The organism is Thalassolituus pacificus (genome assembly GCF_025318105.1).
Classification (GTDB): Bacteria; Pseudomonadota; Gammaproteobacteria; order Pseudomonadales; family Oceanobacteraceae; genus Venatoribacter; species Venatoribacter pacificus.
In genome coordinates this window covers 49,060-71,176 of sequence record NZ_JAOANI010000031.1, presented here as the reverse complement: position 1 = coordinate 71,176, position 22,117 = coordinate 49,060, and the positions used below count along the sequence as shown (strand labels likewise).

Annotated in this window: 15 protein-coding genes, 3 tRNA genes and 2 riboswitches; of the genes, 9 read left to right on the top strand and 9 right to left on the bottom strand. The window is 51.0% G+C overall.

Translation table 11 applies throughout. The features are described 5' to 3' along the window. The first annotated feature begins 235 nt into the window (after nucleotides 1–235). Nucleotides 236–1,357 (top strand): alkane 1-monooxygenase, encoded by a 1,122-nt coding sequence (locus NYR02_RS18680; protein WP_260977881.1) that lies wholly within the window; start codon nucleotides 236–238, stop codon nucleotides 1,355–1,357. 43 nt (nucleotides 1,358–1,400) lie between these two features. Here the strand turns inward: NYR02_RS18680 and NYR02_RS18675 are convergent, their stop codons facing one another. Continuing rightward, nucleotides 1,401–2,258 (bottom strand): DMT family transporter, encoded by an 858-nt coding sequence (locus NYR02_RS18675; RefSeq protein ID WP_260977880.1) that lies wholly within the window; start codon nucleotides 2,256–2,258, stop codon nucleotides 1,401–1,403. A gap of 403 nt (nucleotides 2,259–2,661) precedes the next feature. Here NYR02_RS18675 and NYR02_RS18670 point away from each other — a divergent pair, with 403 nt between their 5' ends. Beyond that, nucleotides 2,662–3,498 (top strand): formate/nitrite transporter family protein, encoded by an 837-nt coding sequence (locus NYR02_RS18670; RefSeq protein ID WP_260977879.1) that lies wholly within the window; start codon nucleotides 2,662–2,664, stop codon nucleotides 3,496–3,498. 68 nt (nucleotides 3,499–3,566) lie between these two features. After that, entirely contained in the window at nucleotides 3,567–5,315 is a 1,749-nt protein-coding gene (locus NYR02_RS18665; RefSeq protein ID WP_260977878.1) for a bifunctional protein-serine/threonine kinase/phosphatase, read from the top strand. 95 nt (nucleotides 5,316–5,410) lie between these two features. Here NYR02_RS18665 and NYR02_RS18660 read toward each other — a convergent pair whose 3' ends face one another. From NYR02_RS18660 to fadB, 6 genes are all read right to left on the bottom strand, one after another. Beyond that, nucleotides 5,411–6,031 (bottom strand): trimeric intracellular cation channel family protein, encoded by a 621-nt coding sequence (locus tag NYR02_RS18660; RefSeq protein WP_260977877.1) that lies wholly within the window; start codon nucleotides 6,029–6,031, stop codon nucleotides 5,411–5,413. Nucleotides 6,032–6,053: 22 nt separating this feature from the next. Next, a riboswitch (glycine riboswitch) is annotated at nucleotides 6,054–6,162 on the bottom strand. After that, nucleotides 6,163–6,276, bottom strand: a riboswitch (glycine riboswitch). Between the two features lie 414 nt (nucleotides 6,277–6,690). Further along, nucleotides 6,691–7,686 carry a DUF4917 family protein gene (locus tag NYR02_RS18655; RefSeq protein ID WP_260977876.1) on the bottom strand — a complete coding sequence of 332 codons (996 nt, stop codon included), beginning with the start codon at nucleotides 7,684–7,686 and terminating at the stop codon, nucleotides 6,691–6,693. Nucleotides 7,687–7,865: 179 nt separating this feature from the next. Beyond that, nucleotides 7,866–9,020, bottom strand: a complete 1,155-nt coding sequence (locus tag NYR02_RS18650; protein ID WP_260977875.1) for a hypothetical protein — start codon at nucleotides 9,018–9,020, stop codon at nucleotides 7,866–7,868. Continuing rightward, complete coding sequence (locus NYR02_RS18645) at nucleotides 9,017–9,580, bottom strand: DUF4365 domain-containing protein (protein ID WP_260977874.1); 564 nt, start codon at nucleotides 9,578–9,580, stop codon at nucleotides 9,017–9,019. The genes NYR02_RS18650 and NYR02_RS18645 overlap by 4 nt, the downstream gene beginning before the upstream one ends. Before the next feature lie 231 nt (nucleotides 9,581–9,811). After that, nucleotides 9,812–10,987 carry an acetyl-CoA C-acyltransferase FadA gene (fadA, locus tag NYR02_RS18640; protein ID WP_260977873.1) on the bottom strand — a complete coding sequence of 392 codons (1,176 nt, stop codon included), beginning with the start codon at nucleotides 10,985–10,987 and terminating at the stop codon, nucleotides 9,812–9,814. Between the two features lie 24 nt (nucleotides 10,988–11,011). Next, nucleotides 11,012–13,159 (bottom strand): fatty acid oxidation complex subunit alpha FadB, encoded by a 2,148-nt coding sequence (fadB, locus tag NYR02_RS18635; protein ID WP_260977872.1) that lies wholly within the window; start codon nucleotides 13,157–13,159, stop codon nucleotides 11,012–11,014. Nucleotides 13,160–13,658: 499 nt separating this feature from the next. Here fadB and NYR02_RS18630 point away from each other — a divergent pair, with 499 nt between their 5' ends. Further along, nucleotides 13,659–14,450: a hypothetical protein gene (locus NYR02_RS18630; protein ID WP_260977871.1), complete on the top strand. Its 792-nt coding sequence runs from the start codon at nucleotides 13,659–13,661 to the stop codon at nucleotides 14,448–14,450. A gap of 251 nt (nucleotides 14,451–14,701) precedes the next feature. On the opposite strand, the gene NYR02_RS18625 is transcribed toward NYR02_RS18630, so the two are convergent. Continuing rightward, on the bottom strand, nucleotides 14,702–15,172 hold the full coding sequence (locus NYR02_RS18625; RefSeq protein WP_260977870.1) for a hypothetical protein: 471 nt from the start codon (nucleotides 15,170–15,172) through the stop codon (nucleotides 14,702–14,704). Next, a complete protein-coding gene (locus NYR02_RS18620) occupies nucleotides 15,169–17,073 on the bottom strand; it encodes an ATP-binding cassette domain-containing protein (protein WP_260977869.1) in 1,905 nt (634 codons plus the stop codon). Before NYR02_RS18620 ends, NYR02_RS18625 begins: the two co-directional genes overlap by 4 nt. 235 nt (nucleotides 17,074–17,308) lie before the next feature. Between NYR02_RS18620 and NYR02_RS18615 the strand changes: the two genes are divergently transcribed. From NYR02_RS18615 to NYR02_RS18595, 5 genes are all read left to right on the top strand, one after another. Further along, nucleotides 17,309–18,457: an efflux RND transporter periplasmic adaptor subunit gene (locus NYR02_RS18615; RefSeq protein WP_260977868.1), complete on the top strand. Its 1,149-nt coding sequence runs from the start codon at nucleotides 17,309–17,311 to the stop codon at nucleotides 18,455–18,457. Nucleotides 18,458–18,460: 3 nt separating this feature from the next. Next, on the top strand, nucleotides 18,461–21,610 hold the full coding sequence (locus tag NYR02_RS18610; protein WP_260977867.1) for an efflux RND transporter permease subunit: 3,150 nt from the start codon (nucleotides 18,461–18,463) through the stop codon (nucleotides 21,608–21,610). A gap of 150 nt (nucleotides 21,611–21,760) precedes the next feature. Continuing rightward, a tRNA-Val gene (locus NYR02_RS18605) sits at nucleotides 21,761–21,836 on the top strand. Between the two features lie 43 nt (nucleotides 21,837–21,879). Beyond that, a tRNA-Asp gene (locus NYR02_RS18600) sits at nucleotides 21,880–21,956 on the top strand. Nucleotides 21,957–22,019: 63 nt separating this feature from the next. Then, nucleotides 22,020–22,095: transfer RNA gene (locus NYR02_RS18595), tRNA-Val, on the top strand. The last annotated feature ends 22 nt before the right edge of the window (nucleotides 22,096–22,117 follow it).

The window sequence follows — 22,117 nt, the reverse complement described above, 5'->3', positions numbered from 1 at the left end:
GGCATCCATAGTGGTCACTGATTTTGCGGCACAGTTCCGCTTCTGGTGACGGTAGTGGTTACCACGCTGGTAACAACTGAGACCGCAGACAATCATAAGTCCACCACCGGGCATCCTCGCTGCCCGCCAATATGGCGTTACCCGGCCGCAAATGACCAGACAAAAACCCTGCTCGCCGGACAAAATTGTCAGACAATCCTGAACACAATAACAACAAAGTACTCAGGAGATGAATATGTCTGAACAAGCATCAACCTCTCGCATGCTGTCGCTGAAAAAGTATGCCTACCTGCTGGTTGTCGTTCCGCCGCTGTTACTGCCGCTGTCGCAATGGCTGTGGGAAACCGTCGGTTACGCCAACCTGTTCGCTTTCTTCCCGCTGCTGTTTGTGTATGGCGTCGTACCGGTTTTTGATCACATCATCGGCAAAGATCCGGTAAACCCGGACGAAGCCGTGGAAGTGCCGAAACTGTCGGAAGAGCGCTTTTATCGTCTGCTGACGCTGCTCTGTCTGCCGATGTATCTGGCGGTGATGTTCTATGCCGGGCATGTCTTTATGACGGCTGAACTGAGTTGGGTGGGCCAGCTGGGCTGGCTGATGTCGATTGGCACCGTTGGCGGCATTATTGCCATCAATGTCGGCCACGAGTTGATTCATAAAGATCCGAAAATCGAACAATGGGCCGGCGGCCTGTTGCTGGCCAGCGTGTCCTATGGTGGTTTTAAAGTCGAGCATGTCCGTGGCCACCATGTGCATGTTTCCACGCCAACCGATGCGTCGTCTTCACGCTACGGTCAGAGTCTGTATCAGTTTTTACCCCATGCTTATCTGCACAATTTCCTCAATGCCTGGAAACTGGAAGCCAAGCGCCTGCGCCATAAAGGTCACTCACCGTTCAGCTGGCGCAATGAGCTGGTCTGGTGGTATGCCTTCAGCCTCTTATTGGCGGCCACATGCGGCGCCTTGTGGGGCTGGATGGGGGTGTTATTTTTTGCCGCACAGAGCTTTTTTGCCTTCAGCCTGCTGGAAGTGATCAACTACGTTGAGCATTACGGCCTGCATCGCCGCAAGCTGGAGAACGGCCGTTACGAGCGTCCGGATATCGAACATTCGTGGAACAGCAATTATCTGCTCACCAACCTGTTCCTGTTCCAACTGCAACGTCACTCTGACCACCATGCGTATCCGAAACGCCGTTATCAGGTGCTGCGTCATCACGATGTCAGCCCGCAACTGCCCAGCGGTTATGCCACCATGGTGGTCATGGCGCTGATTCCGCCGCTGTGGTTTAAGGTGATGAATCCGCGCGTTGAAAGCTACTACAAAGGCGAAGAGCACCAGCTGCAAAGCGTCTGAGCGGAAACGCCGGAACACCTGCACTGAGCCGGAAGTTTATGGCTCAGTGCAAAGCCAGACCCGCCGTGGCAACAATGATCAGCAGCATCAGCAGCAACTGCCACGGTTTGACCTTCTCCCCGAACAACCACACGCCCCAGCAGGCCGCACCGATAATACCGATGCCACGCTTTGCCGTTTCGACAATGCCCGGATGAACCTCATCCAACGCCAGCCACTGGCCGCTGACTGCCAATACAAAGACCAGCAACGCCAGAGCGAGCAAGCCCTTAGGGCCATCGTAGTGCGGCAGCTCAGGCTTTCGCTTACGCCGCACAGAATCCAACATTGAAGCCAGCAGCAATACCAGACACATTCCGGCACTCTGAATCAGACCATGGAAAAACACCGTCGCTGACGTCAGCGCCAGCTTGTCGAACACAATTCCGGCACCCCAGCACAACGCCACAATTAACATCAGGCCAAAACCGGTGCCCACCGCTCTGGGTTTCAGCAACAGATTCCAGCCGGAATGCAGCAGAAAAATAGCCAGCACAATGCTCAGCATGGCCAGCCATTGCAATTGGCTCAGAGACTCATCCAGCAGCCAAAGACTGAACAGCGCAGCCACCACCGGCGTAAACGACAGCACCGGCACCAGCAAGGCAATACGGCCGACACTGAGCGCCTGGATATAACAGACACTGGCCAGCGCCGAAAACAGCAGCGACACCAGCGCCGGTGGCCAATAAGCAGCCTGCGGCAATGCCGCACCCTGACTCAGCCACAACAACAGATACAGCGGTGTGACACCGGCACTGAGCCAGATAGCCAGCGTTAACGGCGCGGCATGAGCCGTCAGTTTTTTGCGCGCCAGATCAAACAGCGACCAGGCCAGCGCAGATAACAACATAAACGACATAGCAGTCCCGGTGATGATAAATAAAACCATCTTACGTGTTCACCGGGCTGACGTCAGCGACCTGCTGAAAATGAATCAGGACGATGCATCCTGTATTTTTATTGCGCAAAAACAGGGCAACGTCAGACATAAAACCAGACATTTTTCTGCAATAAGGCGGAAAAATCAGCCATACCAACGGAAAAATAAAACTGGCACGTCTTCTGCTGAAGACATTGCATCCACATCAACGATGATGAGGAAAACAATCTGAATGACCGGATAACGGCGTCCACTCCGACTGCATATTGCAGACGGATGGGACGCCGTTTTTTTTGCTCCTGAATTCTGAGATATCGCTCCGCCAGCAGATATATCAGACACCAAGTCAGAGCAATGTTTAAAACATTAATGAGGTAATACTATGTCTTATCTGATGCCTGCCGAGTTTGCCACCAAAATGGTAGATGCCGGTGAAGCAAAAATTTATATGTCGACCCGCGATACTCTGGTACGCGCTTTTATGGCCGGTGCCATTCTCGCTCTGGCGGCGGTTTTTGCCGTCAGCGTTGCCGTGGCAACCGGTTCACACCTGATTGGTTCCATTCTGTTTCCCGTTGGTTTCTGCATGCTCTATCTGATGGGCTTTGATCTGCTCACCGGTGTATTTATGCTGACGCCGCTGGCCTGGCTGGATCGTCGTCCCGGTGTTACCTGGGGACAGATTCTGCGTAACTGGGGACTGGTTTTTCTCGGTAATTTCGGTGGCGCGTTAACCGTTGCCTTTCTGATGTCTTTTATTTTCACCTACGGCTACAACACCGATGGCGGCGCCATTGCGGAAAAAGTGGCTCATATCGGTGAAGCCCGTACCCTGGGTTACGCTCAATACGGTGCAGCCGGCTGGTTTACCATTTTTATCCGCGGCATGCTGTGTAACTGGATGGTTTCTATGGGTGTTGTCGGCGCCATGATTTCGACCAATGTCAGCGGTAAAGTGATCGCTATGTGGATGCCGATTATGCTGTTCTTTTTTATGGGTTTTGAACATTCCGTTGTAAATATGTTTCTGTTTCCGTTTGGCCTGATTATGGGCGGTGAATTTTCGGTAATGGATTATTTTATCTGGAATGAAATTCCGACCGCATTGGGTAATCTGGTGGGGGGCCTGGCCTTTACCGGTTTAACCCTGTACGCCACCCATGTCCGCACTGCGAAAAAACGTGCGCTGATGACCTCTCAGCCACAGCCACAAATGTAAGCAGTTAAAGCAATAAAACCCCGGACGATTTTTCCGGGGTTTTATTGCAGATTACCCATGGCAACCCAATGACTTCTTCTCTTAATATCCGTATTGGTCAGTATTCAACGGCCGGATGCAAAACCGTTAATCAGGATTTTCACGGCGCCTGCCTTGCCGATAATCTGCAGAAAGAGCGCAAAGGTATTGCCATTGCTCTAGCCGATGGCATCAGCAGCAGCAATGTCAGCCAGGTTGCCAGCGCCTCTGCCGTTAAAAGTTTCCTTGAAGATTATTACTGCACCCCTGATGTATGGAGTGTGCGTAAATCGGCGCAACGGGTTATTCAGGCCAGTAATTCCTGGCTTTACAGCCAGACGCGGCGCAGTCAGTACGCCTGGGAACGTGATAAAGGTTATATCTGTACTTTTTCTGCACTGATTCTGAAATCCACTCAGGCGCATATTTTCCATTGCGGTGACTGCCGGGTTTATCATTTGCAGGGGCAGTCGCTGGAGCAATTAACCCAGGATCACAGGGTACAGATTTCTGCCGGGCAAAGCTATTTAGCCCGCGCGCTGGGCATGGACCAGCAGCTGGATATTGATTACCACAACATGCCACTGACTGCCGGCGATGTTTTTATTCTCGCTACCGATGGCCTGTATGAGTTTGTCAGCCACGGACAAATCACAGCAGCCATTGCACAGGCACTGAAAATTAACAGCGAAAACAGTCTGGAGCTTTGCGCACAGCAACTTGCAGAACTGGCATTAAGTCAGGGCAGCGACGACAATATCAGCATTCAGCTGGTTTATATTACCTCACTGCCCGATGCCGACATTAATGAATGGCAGCAGCAATTACAGCAGCTGACGTTACCACCGGCGCTAGATGAAGGGGCGGAATTCGATGGTTTTACCCTGCTGCGCCGTTTGCATATCAGTGGGCGCAGTCATGTGTATCTGGCCCGCGATCAGGACAGTGGTGAAAACGTCGTTTTAAAATTTCCGGCCTCAGATATTCAGGCCGACAAAGCCGGCCTTGAGCGCTTTCTGCTGGAAGACTGGATTGCCCGGCGCATTCACAGCCCCACTGTTTTACGTGCGGCCGCAACGAACCGACAAAAACAGTATTTGTACAATGCCACGGAATGGGTTGAAGGTCAGACACTGCGCCAGTGGATGCTGGATAACCCGCAACCCGGTTTAACCAAAGTACGGGATATCGTTGCCCAGATCGCAAAAGGCTTAAGAGCGTTTCACCGTCTGGAAATGCTGCATCAGGATTTAAAGCCCGACAATATTATGATTGATGCTGACGGCTGCATAAAAATCATTGATTTTGGCGCCGTGCAGGTCGCCGGTCTGGCAGAAACGCATCAGTTTCCGGCAGAGAATCCTTTTCCGGGTACCGTGCAATATATGGCGCCGGAGTATTTCTGCGACGGTTATATCGGCACGCATTCCGACCTGTTTTCTCTCGCCGTCATCACCTATCAGATGCTCAGCGGCGGCGAACTGCCTTACGGTTTAAATGTCGCGAAAGCGCGGACGCTGCATGCGCAGCGACGCCTGCAATACCGTCCGCTGGCCATATCTGGCCGTAACATACCGCCGTGGATCGACACCGCTCTGGCAAAAGCATTGCAGCCTCTGCCACATAAGCGCAGTACGGAATTATCGGAGTTTATTTTTAATCTTAATCAACCGGCTGAGGATTATTTACGTCAACAGAAGCCACCGTTAATGGAGCGAGATCCTCTGCTGTTCTGGCAATCGACCACCGCCATATTGCTGCTGGCGGTGGTCTGGCTGAGCTGGAAGCTGTTGCGCTAATACGGCCCTGACACGGCGCTAAAACACGGCGCTAAAACACGGCGCTAAAACACGGCGCTAGCAAGGCAATATCGCAGCAATAACGCCGGCATGTTTCAGCTCTGCCAGCGCTCCGGCGCATAGGAAAATACCGGTAACGACCAGCGCCAGCGAATGGCCGCCAAACGCATCGCCAAACCAACCGAAAAAGCCGCCAGCATAGTAACGCTTTCGTTCACGCCAAAATGCAGCAGCGTTAAATACAGCAGCGCGACCAGTAAAGAAACACTGGCGTATAACTCATGGCACAACACCTGTGGCGTCTGATTACAGAGAATATCGCGCAGAATACCGCCGAAAATACCGGTAATAATACCCGCCATCACCACCACCGGCAGGCTGTAATCCAGCTTCAGCGCAACGTTGCAGCCGATAATGGTAAAGGCCACCAAACCCATGGCATCAAGAATTAAAAACAAACGCTGTAAACGATGCATAAAACGTGCAACCACCATGGTCAGCAAACCGGCGGATACGGTGAGATAAATATAAGGGGGATGCTGAGTCCAGGTCACCGGGAAATTTCCCAGCAGAACATCACGCACAGTGCCGCCACCCAACGCCGTTAAAAAGGCGATTAAGGCAACACCAAACATATCCATATTACGACGACCGGCGGCGAGCGCCCCGGACATGGCTTCAGCGGTAATAGCAATCAAATAGACAGTGGTCAGCACACAGAACTCCTGCGTAACCTGTGCCCCTCCCCCTGTCCTGTGTACCTGAGAGTTTAACCGTGCGGAATGGTCCGCCGGCTTGCTCCTTCGGTGGACTGCATCAGGTGCAGCCTCTCTCCAGATGGCCTGTCAATGAACCCGCAGTCCGGTAGCCTGAGCGTTTATGGGAGTTTGCGCCTTCGGCGGGTGCGCTGCTGTAAGCCATTTTAATGACAAAGCACACACCACTCTCCTGCGGGGCCGCCATTGTAGACAATCGGGCCAAAGAACACCAGATGCTGAACGAATGATCAGTTTTATATCCCCGCCCTCCTGAATCGCAGGCATAAAAAAACCGGCCGAAGCCCACTACTGTCCCATAGTTTTTAATTAGCACCGTAGCTGATAAACACAGCATTTTTTAACATGCAGGCCCAATGCCCCCCAAGGGAACTCATCCCTGCGGACAGACCAGACATATCAGCGGTTTCTGCGGCGGCCCCAGAGGCGCAGAAAACCATCACCGCGATGCCGCTTTTCAGATCAAACGTATTCTTTTAAATATCATGTTTCAAACACGGCTTCCTCTGGAATACGGCTGAGCGGATAGCTAAGACCAGATGATTCTGCGGCCTTCAGAGCAATGTAGCAGTGGCTTTTAAGGTGTCCTAGTGGCTCTTTCATCGCCAAACATGGGCGCTCTTTGCTTCAAAAAACATTACATTACATTTATGAAAATACTTCTGAGACTCAGCGACCACCCTACGTGAATCATCAGAATCTAGATCGCCGAATATACTCACATACACATCACGAATATGACTCTTATTAATCATTTCAAAGATGTGCGCATCCGTTTCATTGATTGAATGACCATAGATAATTAACGAACCATTCATACTCTTTAGTTTTCGAAAACAAAAATTTAGGTATGGGTTTGATTTTATACTTTGAAGTTTCTTTTTTGCATTAGGCTCAGCAACAAGCAATGGGAATTCATTATTTTTCAACCCCCTCATTATTTGCTCTCTTAGCGTACCCAGCCCCTCATCATAGACACGCTTAAAAACTGACACTCCATCAAAATACAGATGCAGCGCTCCATGAAGAAAGAATACATCCTGATCAACGTCATCCCCAACCCATTCTGCTCCCTGTCTGAATCCATCATCTGTACTAAATCCACTTGGTTCTAATGAATTTTTATTTCTCGCCCAATATAGAAGCAAATCATAGTTCGTTGTATATATGTTAGAAAAATTAGATAGAAATTTCCTAACACATATATATTGAGCATCTGTAACTTCACATGGCCTTTCAGGATGCACAGAGGCAATAACATCAGCCATCGACTTCTTAAGAACGTCAATATCGGAAAATATCGAGGCCTCAAATACCGGATACCAACCTTCTGGAGCCCTTGACCTGGAAATATGAATGCTAATTTCCATAGCATGCATAACCTTCTCAAAATCAAATGTACCCAAGTCATCAAATAATTTCTTTATTAATCTAGATTTTTGCTCTGAAAAATCTTTAAATCTAACCTCTTCTTTTAAGTTTTCATATGAAAAAACTTTATTATTCCATGCCCTAGAAAAACCATTACCTAGAAGCACCGACCTAGCAATATTTTCAGTTCTTTCAAGCACCTCTTTAAAGTTAAGAATATCCATAACAAATCATTCTCCCATCATTACACATACTATTGCAGGGATATACATACCAACAATCAGAACACTGCAGTAGTATTACTTGATCATGACCGGCCTATCAAACTTCAGACTGAGACTTCAATGACCGCAATCGGACCCAATAACCTTTTTAACGTTGACTGTCAATATAGCTCGCTAGGTTAACTTTCATCATCAAAAAGGTTACCACTGGTAAGTACTCTAAACCCAGCTACGTTGACTAACATGGCCGAACGCGGAGAGACATACAAATCACCGCAGCATTCAATAACTTCAGCATTACCATGTGCTTGGTGTGCTTGCCAATATTCTTCAGCGGACAGTTCGAAAGTTATATGCTTTTCACGCCCATTAACCATACTGGCTACGGTTACAGTTCCAATGTTGTCATTTTCTTCATGTTTCAGCCCAGTAACGGTTCCGGACACGTTGTAATTGTGAATGGTATACTTCTCTTTGTAATAATCCGAAGCACGTTTCAAATATTCAACAATATTGGATTTGAATGAATGTTGTAATGGAATATCCTGACATTCACTATCAGTACGAGATAATGAAATAGTAATATTCACATCTCGAGATTCCTTTTCACCTGTTAAACCGACCAGTGCATCACATAAATTAGCACTTACACCTTGCTCAACAGCCGATTCAAAAGCCAGATCACTTTGGGTATCACGATAATTAGCAATAGATTCGTCTATAGCAGTCAAACTACGCGCAAGCGTGTGAGTGACGATTCTGGTCAATGATATTTCATTTATATCACCTTGCTCATCAGTAGGTGTACGATCAACTGGGATTATCAAATTAAGCACATAGCTACCAACCTCAGTCTGCCCCAAACGAAAAGTTTCAACGAAGTCCATAACTTCTTGGGAAACACCACCAGTGAAGTGACGGCGCTTACTAAATGCTGACTTAGTGACCGACGTTAATAGTTCTTTCGCTTTTTCTACAAGTAAAACCCCGTCACTCAATGGAATAGATCCATTTTCAACGTCGTTATGCACAACTCGAATTTTAATCACATCCGCATGAAAATTAATTAAGTCATCAACGACATCACGAAATGAACGATTTTCGAACTTGGCAAGAACATTAACCAGGTCATACGAGCGTTGTACATAGTCCTTCAGGTCATATTTAAGCGGTAGGATTATCTCAAAGTCATAATTTTCATCTTCGGTACGATGCCAAACAGATGCGGCTTCACCTATAGCACCATCTTCACGCCAGCCTTGTGATGCTAAATATGCCAGCATTTGGTTTGGGCGCAATGAGTGAATAATTTCCTTAAGGGAACTATCAATCATACAAATTCCCCTTTGCTTGCCATGTCCATTAACGATAGCAGTGTTTCGGAAGTAACCTTTTGAGATACAGGGATCTCTATACGTACTTTGGTGATATTGCTAGTTTCAGAGTTAAAACGAAGTGAGGTCCAGTAGAAACTGTTTTGTAAGGTTACATTGTCGTAACCAATGGTTGCCCACTCTTCCGGTTCATCGGGTACAACCAAAACCATCAAATAACGTGTATTACCTACGTTTTCGCCACGAAGGTCATTGTAATTCTTAAGTTTTAGATCAAATTTCAGGCAATCGCCTTCGATTACCTCTTTGGAGGTGCATTTTAATTGAATGTCAATTTGGGGGCTTCGAACGATACCATTGTAACCTTTCCCCATCAGAGATAGATCAATGCTATCGTCATCAACAGTTGGCACCTGGTGGTTTAAACCCACTTGTGCCGCCAATGCCGTTAGGTATGCAACGCTAAACAATTCCTTTCGCTTGGATACGTCCATTTCGCCCCAAATATTACTTACCATTAGAATGAAAAGACATTTATTATCTTCACATTGGATAAACATATCCAGAAATTTTGACAACAATACATATAGCTAACATTGAACAGCTTATTACTTAAATAATGCGTATACATAGGCAAACAGATGCTTTCTGTTTAACTTTACTGTTCTAAGGTGGCGGTAATTCTTCTAATAGCCTCGCCAAATTCCGCTCACAAAAAAACCGGCAGAAGCCGGTTTTTTCAGCTGGCGGCATTCATAAAGAATGCCGCTCGCAGGATCAGTAAGTCAGACTTACATACGTTCCCAAACGGTCGCGATACCCTGACCCAGACCAATACACATGGTCGACACACCGTACTTACCACCTTCCTGCTCAAGCACGTTGATCAGAGTGGTAGAAATACGCGCACCGGAACAACCCAGTGGGTGACCCAGAGCGATGGCACCGCCATGAATGTTGATGCGGCTGTCAGCGATTTCGGTCAGTTTCAGATCCTTGATGCAAGGCAGAGACTGAGCACCGAAAGCTTCGTTCAGCTCCCAGTAATCGATATCGGTGGTTTCCAGGCCAGCACGCTTCAGTGCTTTCTTGGTTGCAGGAACCGGGCCGTAACCCATGATCGCTGCATCAACACCGGCAACCGCCATACCAACGATACGGGCACGTGGCTTGAGGCCCAGCTCCATCGCTTTCTCGTAGCTCATCAGCAGCATGGCTGATGCACCATCGGTGATCTGAGAAGAAGTACCGGCAGTTACGGTACCGCTCTTAGGATCGAAAGCAGGACGCAGGTTACCCAGGCTTTCAACAGTGGTTTCCGGACGGATAGTTTCGTCTTCGGTTACCAGAATCTGTTTGCCTTCAGCATCGTGGCCGTACATCGGAACGATTTCGTTCTTGAACTTGCCTTCCAGAGTCGCTTTGTGAGCCAGACGGTGAGAACGCGCGGCGAACTCATCCTGCTGCTGACGGGTAATACCGTGCATTTTGCCCAGCATTTCCGCAGTCAGACCCATCATGTTGGAAGCTTTAGCGAAGTGCTTTGAAGACTCAGGGTTGTGGTCAAAACCGTGCTGCATGTTCACGTGACCCATGTGTTCAACACCACCAACAACGAATACATCGCCGTTACCGGTCTGAATAGCCTGAGCCGCCGTGTGGATAGCAGACATTGCAGAACCACACAGACGGTTAACCGTCTGAGCGCCCGCTTCTTTAGGCACAACAGTCAGCAGACCGATCTGACGTGCAACGTTGAAGCCCTGCTCCAGAGTCTGGTTTACACAGCCCCAGATAACGTCTTCAACCAGAGCAGGATTAACGCCCGGGTTACGTTCGAACAATGCGTTGATCAGATTTGCAGAAATGGTTTCCGCACGTACGTTGCGGAATACGCCACCTTTGGAACGACCCATAGGTGAGCGCACTGCATCTACAACAACGACGTCTTTTGGATTGTAAGACATGGTTTAAATCTCCTAGTGCGCCTATTAACCGAAGTAGCTTTCGCCGTTCGCAGCCATTTCACGCATACGAGCGGTTGGTTTGTACAGATTGCCCAGATCGGCGTACTTGTCGCACAGAGCAACAAATTCAGCCATACCAACGGCATCCATGTAACGGCACGCACCACCACGGAATGGAGGGAAACCAATACCGAAGATCAGACCCATATCGGCTTCAGCCGGAGTATCAACGATACCTTCTTCCAGACAGCGGGCGATCTCGATGCACATTGGGATCATGCAGCGTGCGATGATGTCTTCAGCTTCGAAGTCTTTCGCTTCAGCAACCACTGGCTTGATCAGGTCGTAAGTGGCCTGGTCAACAACTTTCTTCGGCTTGCCTTTCTTATCGGTTTCGTAAACGTAGAAACCTTTACCGTTCTTCTGGCCGTAACGCTCGTTTTCGAACATCACTTCCATAGAGGTTTTGAAGTCAGCCTTCATACGATCCGGGAAGCCTTCCGCCATCACTTCGTTGGCGTGAACACCGGTATCGATACCAACAACGTCCAGCAGGTAGGCAGGACCCATTGGGAAACCGAATTTCTCCATCACTTTGTCGACTTTCTGGAAGTCAGCACCGTCGCGAACCAGGCCCGCAAAACCAGCGAAGTAAGGGAACAGTACACGGTTAACCAGGAAGCCCGGGCAATCGTTTACAACGATTGGGGTTTTACCCATTTTCTTGGCGTAAGCAACCACAGTGGCCACAGCTTCAGGAGAAGTCTTGGCACCACGGATAACTTCAACCAGTGGCATCATGTGCACAGGGTTAAAGAAGTGCATACCCAGGAAGTTTTCTGGACGCTTCAGGTCAGCAGCCAGCAGGTCGATAGAAATGGTAGAAGTGTTAGACGTGATGATCGCATCTTCGCGAACCTTGTCTTCCAGCTCAGCCAGAACCATTTTCTTAACTTTAGGGTTTTCAACAACCGCTTCAACCACGGTGTCTACATCGCCGAATTCAGCGTAAGACAGAGTAGGACGAATACGGTTCAGGGTTTCACCCATTGCCAATGGCTTCATTTTCTTGCGCTCAACGCGCTTGGCCAGCAGCTTGTTCGCTTCGTTCAGACCCAACTCGATACCGGCTTCAGCGATATCTTTCATCATGATCGGAGTGCCTTTCAGCGCCGATTGGAAAGCGATACCGCCACCCATGATGCCAGCACCCAGAACGGCTGCTTTGTTGGTCGGCTTAGCAGCCTTGTCGAATTCTTTCGCTTTTTTCTTCAGCAACTGGTCGTTCATGAACAGACCGATCAGAGCGTTGCTTTCAGACGTTTTTGCCAGTTGTGCAAAGCCTTTGGCTTCCACTTCCAGTGCTTTATCACGACCCATGTTGGCCGCTTTCTGCATGGATTTGATGGCAACGATTGGTGCTGGGTAGTGACCTTTGGTCTGACCCGCAACGAAACCTTTAGCGGTTTCGAAAACCATCATCTGCTCCATCGTGTTCAGCTTCAGCTTGGAAGTTTTTTCTTCACGACGGGCCTGCCAGTTGATTTCGCCAGCGATGGCGGCTTTCAGCATGGCAACAGACTGGTCTTTCAGTTTGTCAGCAGCAACAACGGCATCAACAGCGCCGTCTTTCAGTGCTTTCTCAGGCTTGTTCTCAGCGCCCATGCAGATCCATTCGATCGCATTGTCAGCACCGATCACACGTGGCAGACGGACAGTACCGCCGAAACCAGGCATCAGACCCAGTTTAACTTCTGGCAGACCGACTTTGGCCTTGTCAGACATAACACGCAGGTCGGTAGACAGACACATTTCGAAGCCGCCACCCAGAGCGATGCCATTAATAGCGGTCAGGGTAGGAACGGAAAGGTCTTCGATAGCGCAGAAGATTTTGTTGGCTTCGAGGCCCCAGGCCACGATTTCTTCTTCGCTTTGTTTGAAGGCTTCACCAAATTCGGTGATATCCGCGCCGACGATAAATACGTCTTTACCAGATGTAACTAAAACGCCTTTAACGTCGCTGTTGCCTTGAATCGCTTCAACTGCTGCCTTCAGGTCTTCCAAAGTAACGCGGTTAAACTTGTTAACAGAGTCGCCTTGCAGATCGAATTTCAATTCGGCGATGCCGTCTTCGATCAAATTTACCGTGATGGCTTTACCTTCGTAAATCATCAACTGATCTCCACATGGTGGTTAGCTATTGACTGGTCTGCCCGGAGGCGGATCAGCATTCTGCCTGTTGGTGAAACAACGCACGATGATGTTCACAAAACGAACAATTCATACGAGCGTTTGAATCTGAGTGGCACACATTCGGGGAAAGCGGTTTGAAAGTCAATAGAGAAGCAGGAATTGACGGCCATGCTGATTAGTTTCTGCACAAACCACGATCCTGAACGGCGCCATTCTAGCAGGTAAAGAGTCATTCGTGTTGAAAGCCGGTCACCAGACAGGTAACGATTCGACAACTATTACGTTATTCACAACAGGGATCGCCCAACCCGGAAAAAGGCACGAGACAGAACACGACAATAACGGACTAAGCTACTTTTTGTTCATTTTTGTTACAGTTTGTAATGTCCTATAGGGATAAAATGACCTATCTCATACACTGCCTGAGGAAAGAATGTGATTCTTTTACGACAACTATATAAAACAAAAAGAAGAAAACATGATGCGTCTAGCCCTCAACACCGCACGACTGGTGGTTCTGCTGTTACTGAGCCAGGCCGCACTGGCGACCCCACAGCAATTACTGACTGACCTGCAACACATGCGCCTTGCCGCAACCAATGCCGTCACCAACTTTTATATGTTTTCTGGCTTAGATGCGGACAGTAAATACGAGCGCCGCATTGATCAGAGCATGAAGAATTTCAATGACAGCCTGACCAGCGCACGTCAGCTTGCCTCTATTAACAATATGGGTGAAAGCATTGCCAGCATTGATGCTGACTGGAAAAAACTGTCTGAGCTGATGATGATCAACCGTAACGACATGCTGAAGCAGGGATACCCCAATGTCCGCCTGGTTGACGAAATGGGCCGTAAAAGCTCTGAGATCGTTAATAAAGCGTCAGCCGCTTACACCCAGCTGGAACAAAGCAGTGGCATCAAACCCAGCCCTATCGTGCAAAAAGCCCGCGACCTGGCGCTGTTAATGGAAGAAATCACTTCCCAGTATGCCGCCCGCGGCACCACCAACCTGGGTCAGGTATTTATGGGCAGCTACTCCCGTACCCTGACCGAAATGGCGGAAGACTTTCAACAGCAACTGACTGAACTGGAAGGTATGGTCAAAGCGCAAAAAACAGAAATTCTGATGAGCAGCGTGAAGAGCAAATGGCGCTTTATGGAAGAGCGCATCAAGAACTACAACGAAAACACGGTGCCATTCCTGGTCGTCAGCTATAACGACCGCATCATTGAGCATCTGGAAGAGCTGGAATCGATGTTCCAGTAAGCGTTGCCGATAGCGGCTACACGCCATATGTTTCTCGCTCACACGCTTCGCGTGGGAATGCAACGGTACCGTTAAAGACTACCACGCAGAGCGTGGGAGCCAGATACAACCCCTATCACGGCTGAAAGCCGTTCCCACAGATGCAGCTTTTTCTCGTTCCCACGCTCCGCGTGGGAATGCAACGTAACGACAAAGGCTGCCACGCAGAGCGTGGGAGCCAGGTATGCGGGCTTTTTATTGTGCCGAAGCGCTTAAAAAAACGCTTCCATAAAATGCTGATAGGCTGCAGCGCTGGCCGTTTTGTTTTCAGCCGCCATCAGTGTCACGCGATTTTCGTACACTTCCAGCATCAGCAGATCATCCTGCAATTGCGGCAGCATACGGCTGAGCAGTTCGGCATCAGCCGCACTGCCCTGATTATGCCAGCTGAGCCCTGCGGGCAAGCCGTCATTATCCCAGCCGGCCTGACCAACCACGCGGAATTTAAGGTCTCCCCCCTGCTGCTTACCACGGTGCAGCAAGGTGTAACTGGTGCCGGGAATATCATCGCGGACACCGGTTTTGGCAGAGTCCGGTTTGAAGGTGAAGCTGCGCACCTGCAGGCCATTACGAATGGCATCGAAGCGCAACGCCGCCAGGCGTGTGTCGCGGGGGCTGGGTTTAAGCCAGATGATTGATCCAACCAGTGACAGGGTCACGGCAACAACAATCAACCAGATCATGATGCCATGTCCTCCAGCTCCAGCCAGCGTTCTTCCAGCGCTTCAACCGCACCTTCAGCCTCGGCCAGCTGCGCCAGAACGGCCTGTATCTGCTCAGCATCGCCATTGTAGAAATTGGCGTCGGCAGTTTGTGCCGCCAAAACATCGCGTTTCGCCTCGGCTTTGGCGATTTTTTCCGGCAAGGCATCCAGCTCACGCTGTAATTTGTATGACAGTTTTTTCTTAGGTTCGGCCGGGGTCACAGCAGCACTTTGCTGTACGCTTTTGGCCGCTCCGCCGGCGTTTGTCTGAGAGGCTGCCTGAGGAGCCTGAGCGCGGGCTTTCATGCGCTCCTGCCAATCGGAGTAACCACCGACCTGCTCGTCGATCACGCCGTTTTCACCGAACACCCACAGCTGCGTAACCACGTTATCAATAAAGGCACGGTCGTGACTGACCAGCAGTAACGTCGCCTTGTATTCCATCAAACGTTCTTCCAGCAGCTCCAGCGTTTCAACGTCCAGATCGTTGGTCGGCTCATCCATCACCAGCAGGTTGCAGGGTTTCAGGAATAACTTGGCCAACAATACGCGGTTACGCTCACCACCGGACAGTGCTTTCACCGGCGTACGGGCGCGCGCCGGAGCAAACAGGAAATCGCCCAGATAGCCAATGATATGGCGGCTCTGGCCGTTCACCTCGACCTGATCTTTACCATCGGCAACGTTATCAGCGATGGATTTTTCCTCATCCAGCTGATGACGGGCCTGATCAAAATAAGCCACTTCGAGTTTGGTGCCGACTTTAATGCTGCCTGCCTGCGGCTGCATTTTGCCCAGCAACAGTTTCAGCAACGTACTTTTGCCAACCCCGTTCGGACCGATGAGACCAATGCGGTCGCCACGCATAACCGTTGTGGAGAAATCATTCACCTGCATTACGTCTTTCCAGGCGTAGGTCAGATGTTCAATTTCAAATACCTGCCGACCGGAGGATTCAGCGGCATTCATGCTGATATTGGCGCTGCCCTGCACTTCACGACGTGAAACGCGCTCTTTACGCATTTCTTTTAACCGTTCAACCCGGCCTTCGTTACGTGTGCGGCGGGCTTTAACGCCCTGGCGAATCCACTTTTCTTCTTCACTCAGGCGCTTATCAAACAAAGCATTCTGAGTGGCTTCGTCTTCCAGACGTTTTTCGCGGTATTCGACAAAGCTCAGATAATCGCCCTGCCACTGATACAGATTGCCGCGGTCGAGCTCGACAATACGGGTCGCCAGATTTTGCACAAATGCCCGGTCGTGGCTGATAAATACCAGCGCGCCGTTAAATTGCTTGAGCTGTTCTTCCAGCCATTCGATGGTGGCAACGTCCATATGGTTGGTTGGCTCATCGAGAATCAGCAGATCGGGCTCCACTACTAAGGCCCGTGCCAGCATCACCCGGCGCTGCCAGCCACCGGACAACTCTGAAAACATCGCCTCACCCGGCAGGTTCAGTTTCTGGATAATGGATTCCACTTTCTGCTGCCAGCGCCAACCGTCAGCGGCTTCGATGCGGGTCTGCAGCTGCTCAAGTTTTTTCAGATCGGCGTCAGCGCCTTTAGCGCTTTCGTCATGATACTGGGCGATCGCCTGACCGACATCGCCCAGACCTTCGGCAATCACATCGTAAACCGGCGTATGCGTGGTCTGCGGCAATTCCTGCTGCAAAGCGCTGATGCGCAGCATATCGCGGTATTCCACCCGGCCATCGTCGGTCTGCACCTGACGGTTAAGAATCTTCAGCAGCGTCGACTTACCTTCGCCATTGCGGCCAACCACACACAGACGCTCGCCGCTCTGGATATCAAGATCGACTTTATCGAGCAGAACATGATCGCCAAACGCCAGCTCAGCCTGTTTCAAACGCACTAATACCATGGAGCCTTAACCTTACCGCCGGTGAAAAGGCCGACAGTATACAGAGGAAGCGCCTGACACGCGCGAACTACCCGTGCGCAACGTGTTCTCTGAGCGAAAAGCAAACATTTGTCTCAAATAAAAGACAGTCTGTTTTAAATGGGTTTGCAAACAAGGCTATTGCATCTGCTGGCGGCAACCGTTAAACAGCTCCGTTGCCTTTTGCGCATTTCGTTCTCATAACCGGTACATAATAATGACAATACATCTGAATCAGGGACACATTGCCGCCCTGGTCATCGCCCTTGCCCTGCTGATCTGGATGGGAGCCGGCGCGTTCTCTGACACCCCTGACTTTACCAACCCACGTCCATTGGTTATGGACAGCGGTTTAACGCGGGTACAGGTAGAGCGCATGAAAGGTGAGCTGGTTAACCGCGACATCACCATTTCTGCCCATACCGCCGCCAACCGCCGGGTAGAACTGAAATCCGAAATCCGCGGCAAGGTCATCGCCATTCACAAAGACAAGGGTGCCGCGGTTAAAAAAGGTGAACTGCTGCTGGAGCTTGATGCCCGCGACTGGCCGGCACGGGTAAAACAGGCAGAAGCTAATCTGAAACAACGCCAGCTGGAAGCCCGCAGTGCGCGCCAACTGAGTGAGCGCGGACTGGCCAACGAATCGCAGCTGGCACAGGCCGCCACCGTATTGGCCAACGCCGAAGCCGAACTCACCAACGCCCGCATTCAGCTGGATGCCAGCAAAATCCGTGCGCCCTTCGCCGGCATTGTGGATCAGCGCATGGTGGAAATTGGTGATTTTGTTAAAGACAGCTCACCACTGCTGACCATTCTCGATTTCACGCCTTACCTGATCAAAGGCCAGGCGTCAGAGCGCGATGCCGCCGACATCAACATCGGCGACAGCGGTTATGCTGAACTGGTCAATGGTGACCGCGTCGACGGCCGCGTGCGTTTTATTGCCGCCGAAGCCGATGCCAAAACCCGTACCTTTCCGCTGGAGCTGGAAATCCGTAATCCGGGCGGCAGCATGACCAGCGGCCTGACCGCCAAGCTGCATATTCCGCAGCCAGCAACCTACGCCTACTTTATCTCTCCGGCATTGCTGATTCTGGATGATGAAGGCCAGCTGGGGCTGAAAGGCATTGATGAGCAAAACCGCGTGGTATTCCGCGGCGTTAACCTGCTGAAAGCCGATAACAAAGGCATCTGGGTTTACGGTCTGGGCTCTGAAGCCAACATCATCACCGTCGGTCAGGGCTTTGTTGAATACGGGCAGCAGGTTGAACCCGTGTATCTGCAGGACAGCCAGGACACCGAAATCAGTGCCCAGCCGCAAGCGCCTGAAGATGACGCTGACGCCACTGCATTAAGTGCGGGGTAAGGCATGAATTCGCTTATTGATGCATCCCTGCAGCGTTCGCGCACGGTACTGATGCTGTTTTGCCTGATTGCGTTAGTGGGGATTGCCACGCTGATCACGATTCCGAAAGAAAGTAATCCGGACATTACCGTGCCTTTCGTTTATGTCTCGGTAATGCACGACGGCATTTCGCCGGAAGACGCCGACGCCCTGATTTATAAACCGCTGGAAAAAGAGCTGCGCTCCCTCGATGGTTTAAAAGAAATGGTGTCTACCGCCACCAGTGGCCACCTGTCGATCACGCTGGAGTTTTACACCGACGTCAATATCGATACAGCCCTGCTCGACGTGCGCCAGAAAGTCGATGACGCCAAAGGCGAGCTGCCCGCCGACAGCAAAGAGCCCAAAGTAAAAGAAATCAACGTCGCCCTGTTTCCGGTGATGGTGGTGACGCTGTCCGGCGAAGTGAATGAATCAGCGCTGTATGCCGTTGCAGAAGACCTGCAGGATCGTCTCGAAGCCCTGCCCGGCGTACTCGAAGCCACAATCCAGGGGAAGCGCGATGAAATCGCCGAGATCATCGTTGACCCGGCGCGGATGGATAACTACAACCTGTCGTTTAATGATCTGGCACGTCTGGTTGGCAATAACAACCAGCTGGTCGCCAGCGAAGACCTGGACACCGGTGCCGGACGTTTTGGCGTTAAAGTGCCCGGTCTGATTGAAAACATCCCCGATATTCTCAAACTGCCGGTCAAAGCGGATGGCGACACGGTGGTGCTGTTTCAGGATATTGCGGTCGGTCGCCTGGCCTACAAAGACCGTAAAAATGCTGCCCGGGTTAACGGTAAACCCGCCGTCACGCTGGAGATCAAAAAGCGTATCGGCTCCAACATCATCGACACCCTTGATCAGGTAAAAGGCATCATTAATGAAGTGAAGCCCTACTGGCCGGCCGGTATCGATGTGGGTGTCACCCAGGACGAATCGGTACAGATCAAAGACATGCTCAACGATCTGTTCAACAACGTTCTGGTGGCCACATTACTGGTGATGATTCTGGTGCTCGGCAGCCTGGGTCTGCGCAGCTCGCTGATGGTCGGCATGGCCATTCCCGGTGCCTTTCTGATGGCGCTGATTGTGCTCAGCATGATGGGTTACACCCTGAACATGGTGGTGTTGTTCTCGCTGATTCTGTCCGTCGGCATGCTGGTTGACGGCGCGATTGTTGTCACTGAATTTGCCGACCGGCGTCTGGCTGAAGGGGCGACCAAACTGCAGGCCTACAGCGAGGCCGCCAAGCGTATGGCCTGGCCGATTATCGCCTCGACGGCCACCACGCTGGCGGTTTTTCTGCCGCTGCTGTTCTGGCCCGGCACCACCGGCGAATTTATGAAATTCCTGCCGCTTACCCTGCTCTACACCCTGAGCGCTTCGCTGATTATGGCGTTGATTGTGGTGCCGACCATCGGCGCTGTTATGGGAAAAGACGGTCATCATAACAACGGTGCTCTTAGCGCGATTGAAGCCGCTGAACAAGGTCGTTTCGACGAACTGAAAGGCTTTACCGGTGGCTATGTGCGCCTGCTGCATAGAGCACTGAAACATCCGTTGCAGGTGCTGGGCATGGCCATTGCCGCTCTAATTGGCTCCTTCGTGCTGTACGGCTCACTGGGACACGGTGTGGAATTTTTCCCGGATGTGGATGCCGACATCGGCATGGTCGATGTCCGTGCCCGCGGCAACCTGTCGTTACTGGAGCGTGAGCTGTTAGTACAGCAGGTGGAAAAACGCATCTTCGATATGGCTGAAATTCAATCGCTGTACACCGCCACCTTTGTCAAAGCGCCTTCGGATTCCGCTGCCGATGTGATTGGCCGCATTCAGATTGAGCTGGTGAACTGGGAACACCGCCGTTCCGCCAACCAGATTCTGGCCGATATCGAACACCGTACCGCCGATATTGCCGGTATCGTCATCGAGACGCAGAAGAAAAAAGGCGGTCCTGCCGCCGGTGCCGACATTCAGCTGCAGTTCACTGCCGCCAGTAATGAAGCCATGGTGCCGCTGCTGGAACAGGTAAAAGCTATTTTTGAAGCCGATCCGGAGCTGAAGGACGTGCGCGACGACCGGCCGCTGGAAGGCATTGAATGGCAGCTGCAGATCGACCGCGAAGAGGCCACCCGCTACGGCACCGACATCGCCAGCACCGGCGCGATGATCCGCATGATTACCGGTGGCCAGAAAGTCGGTACCTTCCAGCCGGACTTCAGCGATGATGAAGTCGAAATCTTACTGCGTTATCCACTGCAGACCCGCAGCATCGACCAGTTTGAAGCCTTCAATATCAGCACGCCTTTCGGGCTGGTTCCGGTCAGTAACTTTATGCAGCGTAACGCCGTGCCGAAATCGGGCGACATTGTGCGGATCGACGGTAAACGCCGCTATCGCTTAACCGCCAATGTCACTGAAGACGTGAATGCGACGGAGAAAATTCAGCAGCTCAGCGAGAAAATCAAAGATCTCGACTGGCGCGCTGCCGGCGTCGAACCGCGCTTCCGTGGCGATTTTGAGCAAATGGGTGAAACCGGTGCCTTCCTTGGCAAAGCCTTCGCCATTGCCCTGTTCCTGATGGCCACCATTCTGGTCACTCAGTTCAACAGCTTCTACCAGGCCGGATTGATCATGAGTGCGATTGTACTGTCCATTGTTGGCGTGCTGATTGGCCTGATGATCCGCGGCGAGCCGTTTGGCATCGTGATGAGTGGTGTGGGGGTGATTGCCCTGGCCGGTATCGTGGTCAACAACAACATCGTCCTCATCGACACCTACAACGTGCTTATACGTCAGGGGCTGCACCCGGTAGATGCCGCCCTGCGCACCGGCGCTCAGCGTCTGCGTCCGGTGCTGCTGACGGCGGTTACCACCGTCGTTGGCCTGTTACCGATGGTAATGCAGTGGAATATCGATCTTCTGAATCAGCACTTTACCGTGGGCGCTCCCTCTTCACAGTGGTGGACGCAATTATCGACCGCTATTGCCGGCGGCCTGACCTTTGCCACGGTACTGACACTGATTCTGACACCCTGTTTATTGGTTTTAGGTGAGAAACGCCATCTGCAGGCCAGCCCGTTACCCGTGGTCGGTGAAAGCCCTCCTTCTCAATCTGTCTGATCAGCCTTTATACAATCGGCCGGTGTCTTTTCCCGCCCCGGCCGATTTTTTAAAGAATTTCCGCAAGTTACTGAAAAAAATCAAAAAAATCTGTGAAATAGCGTTGACATAAAGATCCCCGTGAGTAGAATGCCCACTCACTTTTGCAGAGGGTGATTAGCTCAGCTGGGAGAGCATCTGCCTTACAAGCAGAGGGTCGGCGGTTCGATCCCGTCATCACCCACCAAAGCTGCAAACGTGAATGACCCGCAAGGGTCGTATGAAAAAATGGACTGGTAGTTCAGTTGGTTAGAATACCGGCCTGTCACGCCGGGGGTCGCGGGTTCGAGTCCCGTCCAGTCCGCCATTTTCATTACGGTGACAAGTAATGAACAAGCAGTACAAGTGACAAATATTAGTGACAATATTTGGGTGATTAGCTCAGCTGGGAGAGCATCTGCCTTACAAGCAGAGGGTCGGCGGTTCGATCCCGTCATCACCCACCATCATTCCTTGTGAATGATACAG